At 55.7% G+C, this 17,944-nt stretch carries 20 protein-coding genes; 14 read left to right on the forward strand and 6 right to left on the reverse strand.

Features of this window, described 5'->3' with window-relative positions:
- The first annotated feature begins 29 nt into the window (after nucleotides 1-29).
- The 5 genes from H5P17_RS05115 (at nucleotide 30) to H5P17_RS05135 (ending at nucleotide 3,043) form a co-directional block, all read left to right on the forward strand.
- Nucleotides 30-911, forward strand: a complete 882-nt coding sequence (locus tag H5P17_RS05115) for a pirin family protein (protein ID WP_182821669.1) — start codon at nucleotides 30-32, stop codon at nucleotides 909-911.
- Nucleotides 912-1,046: 135 nt separating this feature from the next.
- Complete coding sequence (gene ycaC, locus H5P17_RS05120) at nucleotides 1,047-1,682, forward strand: isochorismate family cysteine hydrolase YcaC (RefSeq protein WP_044548560.1); 636 nt, start codon at nucleotides 1,047-1,049, stop codon at nucleotides 1,680-1,682.
- A gap of 162 nt (nucleotides 1,683-1,844) precedes the next feature.
- A complete protein-coding gene (locus H5P17_RS05125) occupies nucleotides 1,845-2,177 on the forward strand; it encodes a hypothetical protein (protein ID WP_020825408.1) in 333 nt (110 codons plus the stop codon).
- A gap of 64 nt (nucleotides 2,178-2,241) precedes the next feature.
- Nucleotides 2,242-2,694, forward strand: coding sequence for a thiol-disulfide oxidoreductase DCC family protein (locus tag H5P17_RS05130; RefSeq protein WP_182821671.1), 453 nt, complete (start codon nucleotides 2,242-2,244; stop codon nucleotides 2,692-2,694).
- Between the two features lie 85 nt (nucleotides 2,695-2,779).
- Complete coding sequence (locus H5P17_RS05135) at nucleotides 2,780-3,043, forward strand: hypothetical protein (RefSeq protein ID WP_044548565.1); 264 nt, start codon at nucleotides 2,780-2,782, stop codon at nucleotides 3,041-3,043.
- Here the strand turns inward: H5P17_RS05135 and H5P17_RS05140 are convergent.
- The 3 genes from H5P17_RS05140 to H5P17_RS05150 all read right to left on the reverse strand — a co-directional run bounded on the left by H5P17_RS05140 (nucleotide 3,031) and on the right by H5P17_RS05150 (nucleotide 5,345).
- On the reverse strand, nucleotides 3,031-3,582 hold the full coding sequence (locus H5P17_RS05140; RefSeq protein ID WP_182821673.1) for a GNAT family N-acetyltransferase: 552 nt from the start codon (nucleotides 3,580-3,582) through the stop codon (nucleotides 3,031-3,033). The two genes, H5P17_RS05135 and H5P17_RS05140, sit on opposite strands and share 13 nt — an antisense overlap.
- Nucleotides 3,583-3,680: 98 nt before the next feature.
- Nucleotides 3,681-4,433 carry a DUF2076 domain-containing protein gene (locus H5P17_RS05145; protein ID WP_182821675.1) on the reverse strand — a complete coding sequence of 251 codons (753 nt, stop codon included), beginning with the start codon at nucleotides 4,431-4,433 and terminating at the stop codon, nucleotides 3,681-3,683.
- 126 nt (nucleotides 4,434-4,559) lie between these two features.
- Complete coding sequence (locus H5P17_RS05150; protein WP_182821677.1) at nucleotides 4,560-5,345, reverse strand: helix-turn-helix transcriptional regulator; 786 nt, start codon at nucleotides 5,343-5,345, stop codon at nucleotides 4,560-4,562.
- Between the two features lie 117 nt (nucleotides 5,346-5,462).
- Here H5P17_RS05150 and H5P17_RS05155 point away from each other — a divergent pair, with 117 nt between their 5' ends.
- Nucleotides 5,463-6,233, forward strand: coding sequence for a class I SAM-dependent methyltransferase (locus H5P17_RS05155; RefSeq protein WP_182821678.1), 771 nt, complete (start codon nucleotides 5,463-5,465; stop codon nucleotides 6,231-6,233).
- A 114-nt stretch (nucleotides 6,234-6,347) separates the two neighbouring features.
- Here the strand turns inward: H5P17_RS05155 and aqpZ are convergent, their stop codons facing one another.
- Nucleotides 6,348-7,043, reverse strand: coding sequence for an aquaporin Z (aqpZ, locus tag H5P17_RS05160; RefSeq protein WP_182821680.1), 696 nt, complete (start codon nucleotides 7,041-7,043; stop codon nucleotides 6,348-6,350).
- 445 nt (nucleotides 7,044-7,488) lie between these two features.
- Here aqpZ and H5P17_RS05165 point away from each other — a divergent pair, with 445 nt between their 5' ends.
- On the forward strand, nucleotides 7,489-8,853 hold the full coding sequence (locus tag H5P17_RS05165; protein ID WP_182821682.1) for an esterase-like activity of phytase family protein: 1,365 nt from the start codon (nucleotides 7,489-7,491) through the stop codon (nucleotides 8,851-8,853).
- Nucleotides 8,854-8,918: 65 nt separating this feature from the next.
- Here the strand turns inward: H5P17_RS05165 and H5P17_RS05170 are convergent, their stop codons facing one another.
- On the reverse strand, nucleotides 8,919-10,094 hold the full coding sequence (locus H5P17_RS05170; protein WP_182821684.1) for a low temperature requirement protein A: 1,176 nt from the start codon (nucleotides 10,092-10,094) through the stop codon (nucleotides 8,919-8,921).
- Between the two features lie 306 nt (nucleotides 10,095-10,400).
- Here H5P17_RS05170 and H5P17_RS05175 point away from each other — a divergent pair, with 306 nt between their 5' ends.
- Together H5P17_RS05175 and H5P17_RS05180 are read left to right on the forward strand one after the other, a co-directional pair.
- Nucleotides 10,401-10,685 carry a DUF1471 domain-containing protein gene (locus H5P17_RS05175; RefSeq protein ID WP_044548577.1) on the forward strand — a complete coding sequence of 95 codons (285 nt, stop codon included), beginning with the start codon at nucleotides 10,401-10,403 and terminating at the stop codon, nucleotides 10,683-10,685.
- A gap of 237 nt (nucleotides 10,686-10,922) precedes the next feature.
- Nucleotides 10,923-11,480 (forward strand): class I SAM-dependent methyltransferase, encoded by a 558-nt coding sequence (locus H5P17_RS05180; RefSeq protein ID WP_182821685.1) that lies wholly within the window; start codon nucleotides 10,923-10,925, stop codon nucleotides 11,478-11,480.
- On the opposite strand, the gene H5P17_RS05185 is transcribed toward H5P17_RS05180, so the two are convergent.
- On the reverse strand, nucleotides 11,477-11,941 hold the full coding sequence (locus H5P17_RS05185; protein WP_182821687.1) for a GNAT family N-acetyltransferase: 465 nt from the start codon (nucleotides 11,939-11,941) through the stop codon (nucleotides 11,477-11,479). The two genes, H5P17_RS05180 and H5P17_RS05185, sit on opposite strands and share 4 nt — an antisense overlap.
- Nucleotides 11,942-12,157: 216 nt before the next feature.
- Between H5P17_RS05185 and H5P17_RS05190 the strand changes: the two genes are divergently transcribed.
- From H5P17_RS05190 to H5P17_RS05210, 5 genes are all read left to right on the forward strand, one after another.
- Entirely contained in the window at nucleotides 12,158-13,273 is a 1,116-nt protein-coding gene (locus H5P17_RS05190) for an ABC transporter substrate-binding protein (RefSeq protein ID WP_182821689.1), read from the forward strand.
- Nucleotides 13,266-15,395, forward strand: a complete 2,130-nt coding sequence (locus H5P17_RS05195) for a TonB-dependent siderophore receptor (RefSeq protein ID WP_182821690.1) — start codon at nucleotides 13,266-13,268, stop codon at nucleotides 15,393-15,395. The genes H5P17_RS05190 and H5P17_RS05195 overlap by 8 nt, the downstream gene beginning before the upstream one ends.
- A 90-nt stretch (nucleotides 15,396-15,485) precedes the next feature.
- Complete coding sequence (locus H5P17_RS05200; protein WP_182821692.1) at nucleotides 15,486-16,004, forward strand: GNAT family N-acetyltransferase; 519 nt, start codon at nucleotides 15,486-15,488, stop codon at nucleotides 16,002-16,004.
- Nucleotides 16,005-16,119: 115 nt separating this feature from the next.
- Nucleotides 16,120-16,644: a shikimate kinase AroL gene (gene aroL / locus H5P17_RS05205; protein ID WP_182821694.1), complete on the forward strand. Its 525-nt coding sequence runs from the start codon at nucleotides 16,120-16,122 to the stop codon at nucleotides 16,642-16,644.
- Nucleotides 16,645-16,822: 178 nt separating this feature from the next.
- Nucleotides 16,823-17,869 (forward strand): aldo/keto reductase, encoded by a 1,047-nt coding sequence (locus H5P17_RS05210; protein WP_182821696.1) that lies wholly within the window; start codon nucleotides 16,823-16,825, stop codon nucleotides 17,867-17,869.
- The last annotated feature ends 75 nt before the right edge of the window (nucleotides 17,870-17,944 follow it).

The raw sequence follows: 17,944 nt of genomic DNA on the forward strand, positions 1-17,944 counted from the left end.
GGTCGTGAGACCTGAAACAGGAGTTCAAGATGAAAAAGATCCTCGGTATTTACAACAGCCCTGAAGCCCACTGGGTCGGCAACGGTTTCCTGGTGAATTCGCTGTTCTCCTATAACGATTTGGGGGCAGAAATGAGCCCGTTCCTGCTGTTGGATCATGCTGCGCCAACCAAGTTCCGCTCTGCCTCCGGCACCCGTGGCGTGGGTCAGCACCCGCATCGCGGATTTGAAACGGTGACCATCGTCTACCAGGGCGAAGTAGAGCACCGTGATTCCACCGGCAGCGGCGGGGTGATTGGTCCCGGTGACGTGCAGTGGATGACCGCCGCCTCGGGTATTTTGCACGAAGAGTTCCACTCACGGGATTTCTCGCGCAACGGCGGCACCATGGAAATGGTCCAGCTGTGGGTGAATCTGCCGGCCAAGGACAAAATGGCTGAGCCGGGTTACCAGACGCTGCTGAATGTGGATATTCCGGTCGTTCCACTGGCGGATGGCGCAGGTCAGGTTCGGGTGATTGCCGGTAACTTCGGTGGTCATGCGGGGCCGGCACGTACCTTCAGCCCGCTCAATGTGTGGGACATGAAGCTGAACGCCGGTCATACCACCACGTTGACGGTGGAAGAAGGGCATACGTTGGCGCTGGTCATATTGCATGGCGCTATTCATGTTAACGGCGAAGAAGTGGTGCGCGAAACCCAAATGGTCAGGTTTGACCGTGCGGGAGATTCAATCACCCTCGAAGCCAATAACGATGTCAGCCTGCTGGTTCTGAGCGGCGAGCCGATCGACGAGCCTATCGTCGGTTATGGTCCGTTTGTGATGAACAGCGACGCGGAAATTCAGCAGGCTTTCCGTGACTTCAACGGGGGCAAGTTCGGCAGCATGGCGGCAAAACACGACGCCGTCTAAACCCTCAGCACGCCCTCAGAACCGATCCGGAGAAACACCTCCGGATCCGGTTCTACACTTAAGTAACCTCTGCGCTTTGGCCTGTCGGTCAAGGGCAACCTTTAGCTGCATCAATCAACCCCAAAGGAGTAAACCATGACTGCAAATTACAAACGCCTCGATAAGGACCAGGCGGCCGTTTTGCTGGTGGATCATCAGGCAGGGCTGCTTTCACTGGTACGCGATATCGATCCCGATCGTTTTAAAAACAACGTACTGGCACTGGGTGATTTAGCGAAGTATTTCAACCTGCCGACCATTCTGACCACCAGCTTCGAAGACGGCCCCAACGGCCCGCTGGTCCCCGAGCTAAAAGCTCAATTCCCCGATGCGCCCTTTATTCCACGCCCTGGACAGATTAATGCCTGGGACAACGACGATTTCGTCAAAGCAGTAAAAGCCACTGGCCGTAAGCAGCTGATTATTGCCGGCGTGGTGACCGAAGTGTGCGTTGCCTTCCCGGCGTTGTCAGCCCTGAGCGAAGGTTTCGAGGTTTTCGTGGTCACCGACGCCTCTGGCACTTTCAACGAATTGACGCGTCAATCGGCCTGGAGCCGTATGGAAGCCGAAGGCGCGCAGCTGATGACCTGGTTCGGCGTGGCCTGTGAGCTGCACCGCGACTGGCGCAATGATATTGAAGGCTTGGGGGCCTTGTTCTCCAACCACATTCCCGATTACCGCAACCTGATGACCAGCTACAGCACGCTGACCAAAGGCAAGTCATCAAAATAGAAAGAAAAGCCGAACGACCTTTACACAATCCTTAAGCTTTCATCACGTTAGCGGTGGGATGTAAGTAAAGATCATCGGGATGCAAAGGTCGTGAAAAGCGGCTTTCTCATCGGCCGGGGGCGGGGTAGGTTAGGCCCAATCCCGGCAAATGAGATCGACAACATGAAAAATGCAATCAAAGTACTGACGCTTCCTGTGCTGGCTGCCGTGACGCTGTTCAGCGTTAGCGCACTTTCAGCTCCGGCTCCGGTAGAAAAAAACGTCCCCCCTGCAGAACAGCAGTTCCGCTTACCTCCTTTCCCTGGTGGGCATATGCCTAAACCGGGCTTCTGCCACGGCGGTGAGCTGTTCTGTGCGACCTCCGCCAGCGATAATCCTACTGAAACCATCAATAAGCTGACTTCGGTGATCCCCGCCGGTAACGCCAAGCATTACGAAGTACGAATCTCGGTAGTGGCATTGCCGGATACGCCACCTGCGTCCCCAGCGCCGTAAGCGGCCTTGCTGGTTCTGAAGGGGAATGCGCGTTAGTCTGGGGTGAATCACCTCAGGAGGCAGGATGAATCCGTCAATACTTCCCCCTTATCTCCAGCCCGGTGACCGGGTGCTGCTATTCGATGGCGAGTGTAATTTGTGTCACGGGCTGGTGAGATTTTTGATCCGTGCAGATCGGCAGGGCAAGATCCTGTTGGCCACGGTGCAATCCGCAGAAGGGCAGGCAATCCTGAATTGGCTGGCTTTGCCCACCGACCGTTTTGACTCCATCGTCTATCTTGAACCGGACCGACATTGGCTGCGTTCGGCGGCGTTTTTTCAGGCGTTGCGTCAGCTTGGCTGGCCATTTCGCCTGTTGGCGCTGGCGCGCTTTTTGCCGCAGCGGCTGGCGGATGGGTTTTACAATGCAGTGGCGAGCAACCGCTATAGGTTGTTTGGCCGCAATGCCGGCACGGCGTTACCTGGAGAGGCTTTGCCGGGGCGTTATCTGCGCCATCGTCGTGGGAAATCTCGCTGAGCTTTACGCTTCTTTACCCTTTAATCGATTGAATTATCATCATTCTGGCCCCATATAATGGAACGTTCAGCCAAAAGGAGTGCGTATGGGGATCAGCGAAGAAGAGTACATCCGCCGTTTAAGTCAGGAAAAGAATGCGGTGGGAAATACGGCAAAATGGGTGGCGATCGTTTCCGCCATTTATTTCGCCCTTATGGTGTTTTACGGCCATCCGATCGGCGTGCTGACCATGTCCGGGCTGATTTTTATTGTCTCAACCACCACCTGGTTGAAGAAGCGCCAAAAGGTGAAGTCCTACCGTCGGGCGCTGGCAAGGATCAATGACGAACCGCCGGTTCAGCAGCCTTGATATTCGCTGCGCATGATGCTGTAAACCAGGCTTGGCGTATCGCCGGGCACGTCATCCAGAGTATCGACCAGACTTAACCCCGCTTTTTCCAGCACGCGGCATGAGGCCAGATTTTTTTCGCGCACAAGGGCGGAAATCTCTGCCAACTGCAGGTGTTTGAAACCATACCCCAGCGAGGCTAGCGCCAACTCCGTGGCCAGGCCACTGCCCCAGACCTGCGTATCAAAACGATAGCCCAAATTCACCGTGCGCTGTGCCCCTAGCGGCCGCCAAGACAGCCCGCCAAAGCCGATAATCCACTCCGGCCGTTCACGTAGCGCAATTGCCCAGGAACCATAACCGTGTTGCTCCCAGCATTCGATCCGTTCCGTCAGCGCCAGCCGCGCCCGTTGTTCCGTGGTGATGGGGCCTGCGGGGTTAAAGCGTTGGGTGTCGGGATCGCCAAAAATGGCGTAAAACCGGGCCAAATCATCGGCTACCGGGGGGCGCATCAACAGGCGGGGGCTGGTATAGGGATCGGTAGGGTTCATTTTCGACATGGTTCACGTAACCTGCTGTGATTGGGCAGGTTTAACTGTAGACCAGACGTGGGGAATGAGGAAACAGAAAACCCCTCTCCGGGAAGAGGGGGAAGGGATCAGATAAACGAATCGTCGTCGCTGTAGTCGTCATCGGAGAAGTCGGTGTTATCGTCGTTTTGATAATCCGCGTTCTGGAAGCCGTTGTCTTGGTTGAGGAAGCGGCTATCTCCACCGTTGTTAAAGGTATCGAGATTATTGGACGCGTCGAAATTATTCATCGCGCTGTCATCCACCGGCGTTGTCGGCGTCTCATCGATAATATTAACAATTTCCTGAGGTTGTGAATGGCGGAACATGCCGGTCAACATGTCAGCCAGCACCACACCGCCCGCCACGCCGGCAGCGGTCTGCAATGCCCCACCGAGGAACCCGCCGGCACGTGAAGGCGCCGCCTGTGGCGGTGGATTGTTGTAGGCGGGTTGCTGCTGGGCATAGCTCGTCTGAGGCTGGTTGTTCCATGCCGCGTTATTCTGCTGTTGCGCCTGATACTGTTCGCGCGGGCTTGGCGCGGTACGGTTACCGCCGCCAAACAGCCCGGCCAGGAAGCCGCCGCTGCTTTGTTGATTGGCGTTATTTTGCTGTTGCTGGGCAATCTGGCTTTCCAGATCCTTCACCCGCTGGTCGAGTTGTTTCAGCGCCGCTTCCTGAATGATCATCGCCTGCGCCATGTAATAAGGTGCGGAAGGCTGTTCGCGGATGTGCTGATTGATTTGCTGCTCTGCCTGAAGATCCCTCTGGCCCGTCTTGGTCTCGGCTTCTTTCAAGCGGCCAAACAGACCATCGATAAGACGTTGTTCTTCGGATTGCATAGGATTACCTCAAGGAGATGAATAACGGTACTGGATGAGAGATCTCATCGGTAGCTGTCACCCTAGCGCGTTTAGATGAACCAATAAATAAATGGCAGGTAAACCTGTTTATGAATTTGTTACCCGTTACGTCAGAGGGATCAGCATCACCAGTTTCAGCCCGCCGTTTTCCACCGGATTAAACGTCAGTTGCCGATAGCGCAGCTCGCCTTGTTGCCCATGAGTAAAAGCTCGTTCTCCCCCTTCGCGCGCCAGCACATCATGCTGTTTCCACCAGTGATGGAAGGCCTCGCTGTTGTGCGTCATGTTGCGTACGAAAGCGCGCATCTCTTCGGTATTTTGATGATGGCTGGTTTCGGCGCGAAACTCGGCGACCACGCGTCGTGCCCGGTCCTCCCAGTCGCTGACCAGCGCTTTGGCCAAGGGATGGAAAAACATAAAGTGCAGCAGATTGGGCGCAGCGGTTTGGTCCAGCCAGCCACAGAACAGGCTTTCCGCCGCCGGGTTCCAGGCGAGCATATTCCAGGTGATATCCAGCAGGTAGCAAGGCACCGTCACCTGGTTAACGCTTTGCAGCACCGCGCTGTTGTCGGCTTCGTGAGGCTGTTCCTGTTCGGGATCGGCGACTCGCGCCAGGGTAAACAGGTAGTGGCGCTCGGCATGCCCTAACCGCAGTGCTTTGGCAATACGCGCCAGCGTATGCGGCGAGATGGAGACCTCGCGGCCTTGCTCGATCCAGGTATACCAGGTGGCGCTGATACCGCTGATTTGCGCCAGCTCTTCACGGCGCAGTCCACTGGTGCGACGGCGGGGAGCGGTGGGTAAACCCAGCATTTCCGGCGTGATGCGCTCACGGTGTGCACGCAGAAATGCGCCGAGGGCTTTGGGGCCGGACAAGGCTTCAGTTTGCATAGGCTGGTACCTGTTTATACTAGGATAACTGCTCATATTGTACCCGTATATTAAGCTGATTATAGTAATAAAAAAGCCATCCGGCACCGGCGCAAGCCCGACAAAAAGGAAGCACATATGAGCAACAGCAACAGCCATAAGAATGCGGTCGACCGTCAGTTTGGCGAGCAGGCCAACGCCTATCTCACCAGCGCAGTGCATGCACAGGGGAAGGATCTGCAGCGACTGGCTCAGTTGCTGGAACCTTATCCCGATGCCAGGCTGCTGGATCTGGGGTGCGGAGCCGGGCATGCCAGCTTTACCGCCGCAGCGAAAGTGGCGCAGGTAGTGGCCTATGATTTGTCGGCGCAAATGCTGGCGGTCGTGAGCCAGGCCGCGGTAGACAAAGGTATCAATAATATTCAGGTGCAGCAGGGCGTGGCGGAATCCCTGCCGTTTGAAGAGGCCAGCTTTGATCTGGTGATTAGCCGTTATTCGGCCCACCATTGGCACGATGTCGGCCAGGCGCTGCGTGAAGTGCGTCGGGTGCTCAAACCGGGTGGCAGAGCCATCTTTATGGATGTAGTCTCACCGGGGCATCCGCTGCTGGATATCTATTTGCAAACCGTTGAGGTGCTGCGTGACACTTCGCATGTCCGCAATTATGCACCGGGCGAATGGCTGAGCCTGCTGACCGAATCAGGGCTGCTGGTACGGCAGGTGACGTCTGACAGATTATATCTGGAATTCAGCAGTTGGGTCGCACGCATGCGTACGCCGGAGCATTTCGTTACCGCGATACGAGCGTTGCAACAGGGGGTTTCTGAAGAGGTGCTGCAGCATTTTGCCATCCAGCCGGACGGCTCATTCACCAGCGACATCATGATGTTTGAAGCGGCCAGAGGCTAAATAACTTCAGGGCAGCCAATATACCCTTTGGTTTTTCGATTGCCGCGTAATCGGCAATAATCGGAAAACCCTGGGATATAGCGGCTGCCCTGACAGAACAAGAACGGGTATAAATTACTTCTTGTCTTCCAGCAGGCAGCGATAAATCAGGCCGCCAATAACACCGCCGACTAACGGTACCAGCCAGAATACCCAAAGCTGTTGCAATGCCCAGGTTCCCTGGAATATTGCCACGCCGGTACTGCGCGCTGGGTTAACGGAAGTATTGGTTACCGGAATACTGATCAGGTGAATCAGGGTTAATGTCAAACCAATGGCCAGCGGAGCAAATCCTGCCGGTGCACGCTTATCGGTCACGCCATGAATAACGATCAGGAAGAATGCGGTCAACACCAATTCAATGACGATGGCGGATTGCAGAGAATAACCGCCCGGTGAGTGTTCACCATAACCGTTGGAAGCAAAGCCGCCGCCGGTAGGATCAAAGCCTGCCTTACCGCTGCCGATCAGGTACAACACCGCCGCTGCGGCAATCCCGCCAATCACTTGAGCAATCACGTAAGGAATAACGTCTTTGGCGGCGAAGCGGCCACCGGCAAACAATCCCACGGTAATGGCCGGGTTAAAGTGCCCGCCAGAAATATGACCAACGGCATAAGCCATGGTGACCACAGTAAGACCAAATGCGAGTGCGACACCAAGAAAACCAATACCCAGTTGTGGAAATGCTGCTGCTAATACTGCGCTACCACAACCACCGAACACTAACCAAAATGTGCCAAAAAATTCGGCAAAAAGTCGCTTTGACATAGATTCCATCCCACGGAAAATACTAACGGGCGTTAGCACTAAAAACTATAGAACACCTTTTTAAATAAATGCAGGTTTCTATCAGTAATTTCTTAATGCACCTTGAGTAACCGAGGTTATTAAATCCCCGGAGATTAATTTTGTCTATGCGAATACGCTTATATTTTAAGGTTCGCAGCCTGTTTGGCGGTTTTTTTAGCACTATTATAAGAATTTACCCTATGCTTTATCGATATAAGTATTTCCAGTGAGAAATAGCCACGGTTAAATTCATTTTTTCATATGATTATTCCATTCGATTTGTTCTCGTTAATTGTTAATTCCTATTTGCCATGCTTAATTGTTGCTTCAATTCATGGCATTAGATGCTCCCGTCATCAAAATGTCATGATGGGTTAATACATTAACAGGCTGCAAACTTCCCCCTTAACTCTGAGCCAACACCATGAAAATAAAACCGGTTTCGCTGTTAATCAGTTCGTTGTTTCCCCTGTTTTCCTATGCTGCCACCGACGTTGAAGTGGCGCGTTATGTGGTCAGCTTTCCCGGCGGGGAGCATGTGAGTTATCAGGGAGCGTTCGCCAAGAATTTCCCTCAGGGGCTGCCGGTGGGCATTGGCTCGGGCCTGGTCTTCAATGGGCGCGAGGGTAAGGACTTGCTGTTAACGACTTTGACCGATCGCGGCCCGAATGCTGACGCGCCTGCGGTGGGCGAACAGGAAGCGAAAATCTTCGCTAATCCGAAGTTTGTGCCGCTGTTGATGGATATTCGCGTTGGCGACGGCAAGGCGGTCGCCAGCAACTTGCGCCCGCTGCACGATCAGCAGGGGCCGATCAGCGGATTGCCTCTGCCGGCGGGGTTGATCGGTACAACCAACGAAGTGGCGCTGAGCGACACGCTGAAAACGTTGGAGAGCGATCGACGCGGGCTGGATACCGAAGGCATCACGCCGGACGGTAAAGGTGGTTACTGGCTGTGTGATGAATATGGTCCTTTCCTGATCCACATCGATAACCAGGGCAAGATCCTCGCCAAATACGGCCCGACCCCTGAACAGGGAGAGCAAGCGGTCGCCGGCGGATTGCCGAACATCATCAAGTGGCGTCAGCCGAACCGGGGCTTCGAAGGGATCACCCGTTTGCCGGACGGCCGCATTCTGGCTGCGGTGCAGAGTACGCTCGACGTAGACGGTAAGAGTAAAAACAAGGCCCAATTTACTCGCTTGGTCAGTTTTGATCCGGCCAGCGGCCAAACGGCCATGTACGGCTATCCGATCGATATCGACAGCTATAAAAAGGCCAAAGACGCCAAGGTGGGTGACATCGTGGCGGTGGACAACCAACACATCCTGTTAGTTGAGCAGGGCAGTGATAAAGACAAGCAGATGATCAACAAGATCTATCTGGTCGATCTCAGCCAGGCGAGCGATCTGACGGCCTTCGACGGCAAAGGCAAGGCGCTGGAGTTTGACGATGCCAAGGATCTCGCCAAGCGCGGCGTGAAGCTGGCGCAGAAACGTGAAGTGGTGGATTTGCGTAAATTGGGCTGGCAGCAGGAGAAGGTGGAGGGTCTGTCGCTAATTGACGATCGTACCCTGGCAGTGATTAACGATAACGATTTTGGCCTGCAGGCCAAGCTGGTGGACGCCCTGCCCAAGGCCAAGAAAATTGGCGATTATCAGTTGGATAAGCAGGGTAGCCTGAGCCTGGACGGTAAAGCGGTATCCACCCGCATTGAGCTGCAACCGCTGGAGAAACCGGAATCGCTCAGCGAGCTGTGGGTAATGACGCTACCGCAACCGCTGAAGTAATAGCGAAACAGGGGACCGCCGCCCTAATTGCGCTTCAGTGAACGCGTCCCCTGTTTTCTACTTTATCAGTGAACGTCGCTGGCCTGCGGCGTTCTGCCGCGTGAAATACTCTCCCACACCGCGACGGCAACCATAATCAGCGTGGTCAGGCCATTCACCATCAGTAAATCGGTGAGGTAAGCTATCGGTGTCAATACCGCCAAAGCGATCAATCCCACCAGGTGCGAAAGCGGGAAACGGCGATACACCAGTCGTTTGTAAAGCGCATTGGCGAGCAGATAAATCGCCGGGCCCAGCAGCAGCACTGCTGCCGTCACATTGTCGATATGGCCGTCAGGGTGGGCGATCACCAGTTCATTGGCAACGGCGCAGACGATGATCGCGCCAACCAGCACCACGTGTACGTAATGGAAGTTGGCGCCCAGTTGGCCGGGGTTTTCTGCCTGACTGATAGCATGGCTGCCGGCTTTGCTGCTGGTATCGAAATAGACCCACCACATCGCCAGGCTGCCGAGAAACGCCACCAGTGAGGCAATCAGCACCGGTGCGCTCCAGGACTCCATTTCGCTAAGGGTCGAACCGGTAATCAGAATGGTTTCCCCCAACGCCACGATCACGAATAGCTGGCAGCGTTCCGCCAGATGATGGCCTTCGATAGTCCATTCGCTGCTGCTGTCGGAGCGACCCAGCACCGGCAAGCGGAAACCGAACATCGGCGAAACGTATTCGCACAATACTGCCAGGGCCCACAGCAACAGTCGGTTATGACCTTCCGCCAGCCCGCCAAGGATCCAGAACACCGCTGAAATACACATCCAGCCAAGAATGCGGCGGAAGTTTTGTTTCAGTGGATGGCCGGCGGGCAGCAGGTTCAGCACCACGCACGATCGGCCCACCTGGATCGCCACGTAAAACAGCGCAAACGTCAGCCCGCGTTCGCCAAAGGCCTGCGGCAGAGCAGAAGAAGCGAACAGCCCCAACAGCATGATGCCAAACAGCAGGATACGGATAGGACGGGTATCGGGATTAAACCAGTTGGTGACCCAGGCGGTGTATTGCCAGGCCAGCCAAACGGCGAACCACAGCAGCAGCGTTTCCACCGCGCCGGTCAGCGTCAGATGGTGCAGCAGGTAGTGGGAAAGTTGGGTAACGGCAAAAACGTAAATCAGGTCGAACAGCAGTTCCGAAAACGAAACCGAAGCACCATGACCATCACGAACACGCAGTAAGGTTTGCGACATAGGGAGTCCTTCCATAATGATAACCTTCAGAAATAGCGTAGTTCAGTCGCGGGTACGGGGAGAAGAATCTTAAAAGGGCCGGTTTTTATATCCCTTGGCCAAACGGACTTTTAATTGTCATCTGTCAGGGGTAGAGTGGCTGCATAGACCCGCGTTGTCCTGCCAAAGACATACCTGCACGTACTTCCTCCTTATTTTCATCACAATGATTGATGTTCTTTACATTGGATTACGTCCGCTTTCATTGCCTGGTAGATAATTAACTCCACTGATACGAGAAATAAACAAAAACATCTGGAGTTCATTATGAAACTATTACCTGGCATCGCAGCAGTTCTTTTGGCAGCCGCTTCATTCTCTTCCTTTGCAGCGCCGCTGTCATCGGTAAAACAGATCAATACAGAGCAGGCCAGCGGTATGCAAAGCCTTGGTGTAGTGTCGGTTTCCGGCATTAGCGGTTCTCCGGGCGATGCGGTTCACGCACTGAAAGAAAAAGCTCAGGCGGATGGCGCCAGCAGCATTCGTATTATCGGGCTGGACACCCCGGGGGATTCCAGCAACTGGCGCGGTAATGCGGAAATATACCGTTAATCGGTTACAGTAAATAAATTCGGCCAGGGCAATAGCTGGCCGATAAAATAAGCGGGTGTGGATAATAATCTGACCGGTAATGTAATGACTTGATTACCCGACGATGATTTCCGCACCCTTTTTTTTCTGTGTCGGTTGCATTTTATTACAACTGCGTCGGCGGTTTTAGGAAACATGTTAATGAATACTTAAGAAATTGGGGTCAGATTGGTGGCTACTCAACCGAAGGAGGCCCCAATGTTAAACGCGACACGGCTGCAACTGAAAAACCACTTCTCCTACCTCCAACAGTTTATGGCTTCGCCGCGCACCATTGGCACGCTGGCGCCTTCTTCTCCCTGGCTGTGTCAGGCGATGTTGAATCAGGTTGAATGGACCGGGGCGCTGTCGATCGCCGAACTGGGCGCGGCGGATGGCGTGCTGACCAAGCGGATATTAGGCCGGATGCGCGCAGATGCTTCGCTCGAGGCCTTTGAAATCCAATCTCATTTTATCCATCAGCTACGGAAAATCGACGATCGCCGCCTGCAGGTAATGGATCGTTCGGCTGAAGAGATGGCCGGCGATTATGACGTGGTGTTCTCTTGCCTGCCGTTGCTGTCGATCCCGCTAAAAATCAGCATTCGTATTTTGCAGCAGGCCCAGCAGCGTTTGCTCGCGCGCAACGGCACCCTGGTGCTGTTCCAGTACAGTCACCTGTCGGAAAAGCTGCTGTCCCGTTATTTTCACTGGAAGCGGCTGCGGGTCGTGCGCAACTTCCCGCCGGCGTTGGTTTACATCTGCACGCCGCGTTAGCCAAGCCTTTTTTCCATCACCACCACTTCGCCATCATATTGCCGTCGGCGTTCGATGGTCTGCCAGCCCCAACCCGCATACAGCGCCTCGGATTTATCGGTGATCAGGTGCAATACGGGGTGATTGCGCTGGCGTGCCAACAACACGATGGCCGCCTCCAGCCGCTGTGCAATACCCTGGCGACGGTGATCCGGGTGGACGAATACGCCGGCCAGCCAGGGAGAAAGGTCCATCCGATGATGATCGTCGCTCGGCCACAGGCTGGCCATGCCCAGCGGGCGTTCGTCCTCAATCACCAGCAGAGTGGTGTAATCTTCGCTCGGCTGGGCGCACTGGGCAAAGCGTTGGCGCGTGCGTTCCAGTGAACCGCCGCGTTGCGAACCCCATTGACCAAACGCCCATGCGGCGCAAACGTCGCTGAACTGTGGGCACTCCGCCAGTGGAATAATACTTTGGGTCATTTCGGTACCTCCTGAATTACCTGCAATCTGACTGGCCTTTTACTGGATTATCGACCGATTTTTTAACTTTATAAAACGGCATTTACAGCGATTTTTCGCGTATCCGCGCCGAAAGAGCGTGATTCAGCGGATTTAACCGTCCCGTCAAGCGTTGTGATTGAAAGTGCTAATGAGAGTGATTATCATGCGCACATATTTTGTTGATCCGGCCCACTTATGCGCAATTCCCTCATGTTACTGCTGTTTTCCATGCTGCTTGGCGGTTTTAGTGCTCAGGCGAAAAGGGTCACCGATATCACCGGCCGCCAGGTCGAGGTGCCGGATAACCCGCAGCGTATCGTGCTGGGCGAGAGCCGCATGCTGTATACCCTGGCGTTGCTGGAGCCGGGCAATCCGGCCCAGCGTATCGTCGGTTGGCCGGAAGACATGGCGCGTTTCGATGCGCAGAGCTGGCAGCTCTATACGCAGAAATTTCCTCAAATCAAAGCCATACCCTCTATCAGCAAGGGCAACTTCCGCCAGGTTAACATTGAAAATCTGATCCGGTTGAAACCGGATCTGGTGATCCTTGCCCGCTATGCGAAGGAGGAGGGCGACAGTGACTTGCTGCTAACGGCGCTGAGTAAGGCAGGTATTGCAGTGATCTACGTCGATTTACGGGTCGACTTGCTGCATAACACCGTACCCAGCGTTCGACTGTTGGGCGAGGTGCTCAACCGTCAGCAGCGTGCTGAGCAGTTTATCGACTTCTACCAGCAGCATATGGCGGTGATCCAGCAGCGCCTGGCCGGCTACCAGGGGCCAAAGCCCAAGGTCATGCTGCATCTGCACCTCGGGCGGCGTGAAACCTGCTGCACCACCGCGGCTCATGGCAACCTCGGCGATCTGCTGGCCTTCGCCGGCGGCGACAACATCGCCAGCGCCAGCATCAAAGGGGTTTACGGCGAGCTGAACCCGGAAACCATTCTGACCGCCAATCCTGATATTTACATTGCCACCGGCATGGCCGGCCCACAGGGCAAGCGCTTTTCCGATTTGCGTCTGGGACCGCTGGTTACCCAGCAGGAAGCGGATGAGAGCTTCCGTCAGATCATGCAAAAACAGCCGATGCTCGCCAACCTGAAAGCGGTAAAAGACCGTCAGGCCTGGAGTATCTGGCACAACTTCTATCTCAGCCCGTACCACGTCGTGGCGGTCGAAATGTTCGCCAAAGCGTTTTACCCGGATCTGTTTGCAGACATCAACCCGCAACAGACCTTCAAACAGCTCTATCAACAATTTTTGCCGTTACCTTTTTCAGGGACCTATTGGAGTCAGTTACATAATGAATAATACCCAGCGTGGCTGGTGGTGCGCACTGCCTCTGGCGGCCTGTGCGGCTGTACCGGCGATCGGCGCCGACAAAACCGCCGAAAAAGAAAAAGGGGAAACCCTGGTGGTGGTCGGCCAGGCGTCGGCGAAGGGCGTGCAAAGTTACCAGCCGCTGACCAGCGTGACCGGCACCCGAACCGAGACCAGCCTGCTGAACGTGCCGCAGGCTATCGACGTGGTGCCGCAGCAGGTGATTATCGATCAGGCGGTCAGCAACCTCGATGAAGCGCTAAATAACGTCAGCGGCATTACCCAGGCGAACACCCTGGGTGGCACCCAGGACGCGGTGATGAAGCGTGGTTTTGGCGATAACCGCGACGGCTCCATTCTGCGTGACGGCGTGCGTTCGGTTCAGGCCCGCAACTTTACCCCGACCACCGAACGGGTTGAGGTGCTGAAAGGCCCGGCTTCGATGCTTTACGGCATGGGTGAACCCGGCGGGATGATCAACATGATCACCAAAAAGCCGCAGTTGCAGCAGCATACCCACGTGGAAGGCTGGGGCAGCAGCTTCAAGGGCGGCGGCGGCCAGTTGGACGTCACCGGGCCGCTTGGCACCTCCGGGTTCGCCTATCGGATGATTGTCGACCACGATGAAACCGAGTACTGGCGCAACTTTGGCCGTAACCGCCAAACGGTGATTGCACCGTCGCTGATGTGGTTTGGTGAGAGCACCACGGTACGCGTCGCCTACGAACATATGGAATATTTAGTGCCCTTCGATCGTGGCACCATTATTGATTCGCGTACCGGCAAACCTGTGAATACGCCGCGCGACCGTCGCTTTGACGAAAGTTATAACGCCACGCGTGGCGATCAGGACAGCGTCACCCTGCAGGTTGATCAGGTGTTGAATGAAAGCTGGAAAAGCTCTCTGACCTACGCCTACAGCCGCAACAGCTACAGCGATAATCAGGCGCGTGCGCTGGCTTTGGATCCTGAAAACGGCAAACTGACGCGCCAGGCCGACTCCACCGCCCATGCCGTCAGCCATGCCAATGCGGTGCAACTGACGCTCAACGGCGACGTTGACTGGGGCAGTATCAACCACCAGATGCTGTTCGGGTTTGATTTTGAAGATAACCGCACCTACCGCGGCGACATGATCCGCGGCAAAAAGAACAGCGATTTCGATATCTATAACCCGGTGTATGGCCTGATGCCGACCTCTAATGCCGTCAGCGCCAAAGACAGCGATCAGCGCGAAAATCTCACCAGCTACGGCTGGTTTGTGCAGGATTCTGTTCAACTGACCGATAAATGGTTGGTGATGGGCGGGCTGCGCTATGACGCCTTTGACGTTTTTGCCGGTAAAGGGCGGCCATTTGTCACCAATACCGACAGCTCCGACAGCAAGCTGGTGCCGCGCCTTGGGGTGGTCTACAAACTGACGCCATATGTGTCGCTGTACAGCAGCTACACCGAGTCGTTCAAGCCAAACTCCTCCATTGCCAGCCAGATTGGCTCGCTGCCGCCGGAACAGGGCAAGGCCTGGGAAGTGGGCAGCAAGGTTGAACTGCCCAATGGCGTCACCGGGACCCTGGCGTTGTTCGACATCACCAAACGCAACGTGATGGTCAGCGAACTGGTGGATGGCGAAACCGTCACCCGAACCGCCGGGCGCGTACGCTCGCAGGGCGTGGAGCTGGATGTTGCCGGCAATATCACCGATTCGTTAAGCATGATCGGTTCTTATGCTTATACCGATGCACGGGTGGTGGACGATCCGGACAACAAGGGCAAGGAGATGACCAACGTGGCACGTCATACCGCCTCGCTGTTCCTGACGCAGGATCTGGGGTCCCCAGGGCTTTACAGCGGGGACAACGTACGTATTGGCGCAGGGGCGCGTTATGTGGGCCGCCGTCCAGGCGACACCGCCAACAGTTTCACTCTCGATAACTACACCGTTGCCGACGCCTTCGCCGCTTACACCATGCCGGTACAGAGGTATCGGGTGAAATGGCAATTGAACGTGAAGAACCTGTTCGACAAAACCTATTACCCTTCCAGCGGCAACAATTTGCGCGTAGCGATAGGGGAACCGCGAGAAGTGGTGCTGCGCGCCAGCGTCGACTTCTGATTTTTCGAGCGGGAATACATGCCCGGCGGCGGGTATCTGCCGTCGGGGAAATCTGATTAAATAGCCGGCCCTGACGTTAAGGAGAGCCCGATGAGCCTGCAAATCCGGTTAGCGCAGCCGCAGGATATCGCCCAGTTGATGGCGGTTGAGCACTCGGCAGCCCAGCTGTTCCGCCAACAGCCGGCCTGGCGTTTTATCGCCGAAGGCCCGGTGATGAGTGCCGATCGGCATGCCGATTTTATTCAGCGACAGCACGAGTGGCTGGCTGAAAGTACGGCGGGGGAGGTTGCCGGCTTTATCGCCGTCGTGCCGCAATCGCAGGATTGGCATATCGCCGAGCTGTCGGTGGGCGCCAACTGGCAGCGTCAGGGCATTGGGCGCCGCTTGCTCATCGAGGTTGCGGCGCAGGCAGCATTATTGGGCGCACAGCGCCTGACGCTAACCACTTTTATTGACGTACCCTGGAATGCGCCTTATTACCGGCGCCTGGGGTTCATGCCGATAGCCGCCGAGCGGCTCAGCCCGTCGTTGAGGGCGGGGGTGGCGGAAGAGGTGGCGCAGGGTTTTGCCGCAGGCAGCCGCTGTGCCATGGAATTTACACTATCGTAAATATTGAAATACAGGCTGATGGCGGTATGATGCAGCATCTACGCCATCGCACGATTTGCACGCCGGATTCTGGCGTGCTCACGCATTCAAGTCACCGTATAAGGGACAACCCGTAATGACACAAACCATTTTCATGGTGGGCGCTCGCGGCGCCGGTAAAACCACGGTGGGCAGTGCACTGGCGTTGGCGCTGGGCTATCAATTCACCGATACCGATCTGTTTATGCAACAGACCACGCAGATGAGCGTGGCGGAAATGGTCGAAAACGAAGGCTGGTTGGGCTTTCGCCGCCGTGAAAGCATTGCTCTGCAAACCGTGACTCAACCGTCAACTGTAGTTGCCACCGGTGGCGGCGCGATCCTGGCGGAAGAGAACCGCCAATTTATGCGCCAGCACGGCACCGTTATTTACCTGCGCGCACCGGCCGAGGTGTTGGCTCAGCGGCTGGAAGAGTATCCGCAAGACGCGCAGCGCCCTACGCTGACAGGGCGTCCGATCGCCGAAGAGATGCTGGAAGTGCTGGCCGCACGCGAGGCCTTGTATCAGGAGACCGCGCACTACGTGATGGACGGTACCGGAAATCCACAGCAGGTGGTCGAAAAGATCCTGGCCGTGCTGCAGCGGGAAACGGTAAAGTAATCCGCCGCTTATGTTATCGGGCACCGAGCCTTGTGCCCGAACTCCTCCCATTCTCCCCGTTGGTCTTTTTTTGTTCATGGCAGATTGCGCTTTCTTTTATAGATGATGAATGACATATATAAAATAATGATGACCATCATCTATATTGATAAACGCAACGTAATCGCGAGGTTTTCCTATGAAATACACCACCTTTGGCCGCAATACCGGCCTGCGCGTTTCTGAACTGGCATTAGGGACCGGCAACTTTGGCACCGGCTGGGGCTACGGTTCGGAAAAAGAACAGGCCAAACAGGTTTTCGATCGTTATGTCGATGCCGGCGGCAACTTTATCGACACGGTTGATACCTACCAATTCGGTCAGTCAGAACAGATGGTGGGGGATTTCATCGCCGCCGAACGCGACCGTTTCGTGGTCGCCACTAAATACACCCTGGGTGCTGCGCCGGACGCGGGTATTGCCTATACCGGCAACAGCCGCAAAAACATGATTGCCTCGGTAGAGAACAGCCTGAAACGCCTGAAAACCGATCGTATCGATCTGCTGTGGGCGCATTTTTCTGACAACCTGACGCCGCTTGAAGAGATCGTCCGTACCTTTGACGATCTGATCCGCGCCGGCAAGATCCAATATGCCGGGTTGTCCAATTTTCCGGCGTGGCGTATTGCCCGTGCGGATACGATGGCCGAACTGCGCGGCTGGGCGCGCATTGCGGGCATTCAGGTGGAATACAGCCTGGTAGAGCGAACCGCAGAACGTGAATTGCTGCCGATGGTCGAAGCGCTGGGAATGGCCGCCACCCTGTGGTCGCCGCTGGGCGGTGGCCTGCTGACCGGCAAGTATCGCCACAGCGACGCCGGGCGGTTGAGTGAGCTGGGACGTTTGGTGCATCGTGAGAAAGATACCGCGTTGCTGGATGAAGTGCTGGCGATTGCGCAAGAACATCATGCCCAGCCAACTCACGTCGCTATCGCCTGGCTGCGCAGCAGGGCCGCGCATTCCAGCACCAGTCTGATCCCTATTCTGGGTTCGCGCACGCTGGATCAGTTAGAGGATACGCTGGCGGCGCTTGATTTGACGTTGGATGAGCAGCAGATGGCGCGTCTTGATCGGGTCAGCGCCATTGAACCGGGCACGCCTCATCGGCAGATTGCCGACACGCTGGCGCGTGCGCAGGGCGGCGACAGTTCCCGCTTTGCCGCGCCAAGCACCCCGCGCGCCTGAGTCTTTGGATGAAAGGCATCATCTATTGAGCGCTGTCGGTGGATAGCCTAAGATGATGCCTGATTGATAAGGAGA

The sequence above is a fragment of the Serratia sp. OS31 genome (assembly GCF_014164835.1).
GTDB classification, from domain to species: domain Bacteria; phylum Pseudomonadota; class Gammaproteobacteria; order Enterobacterales; family Enterobacteriaceae; genus Serratia; species Serratia liquefaciens_A.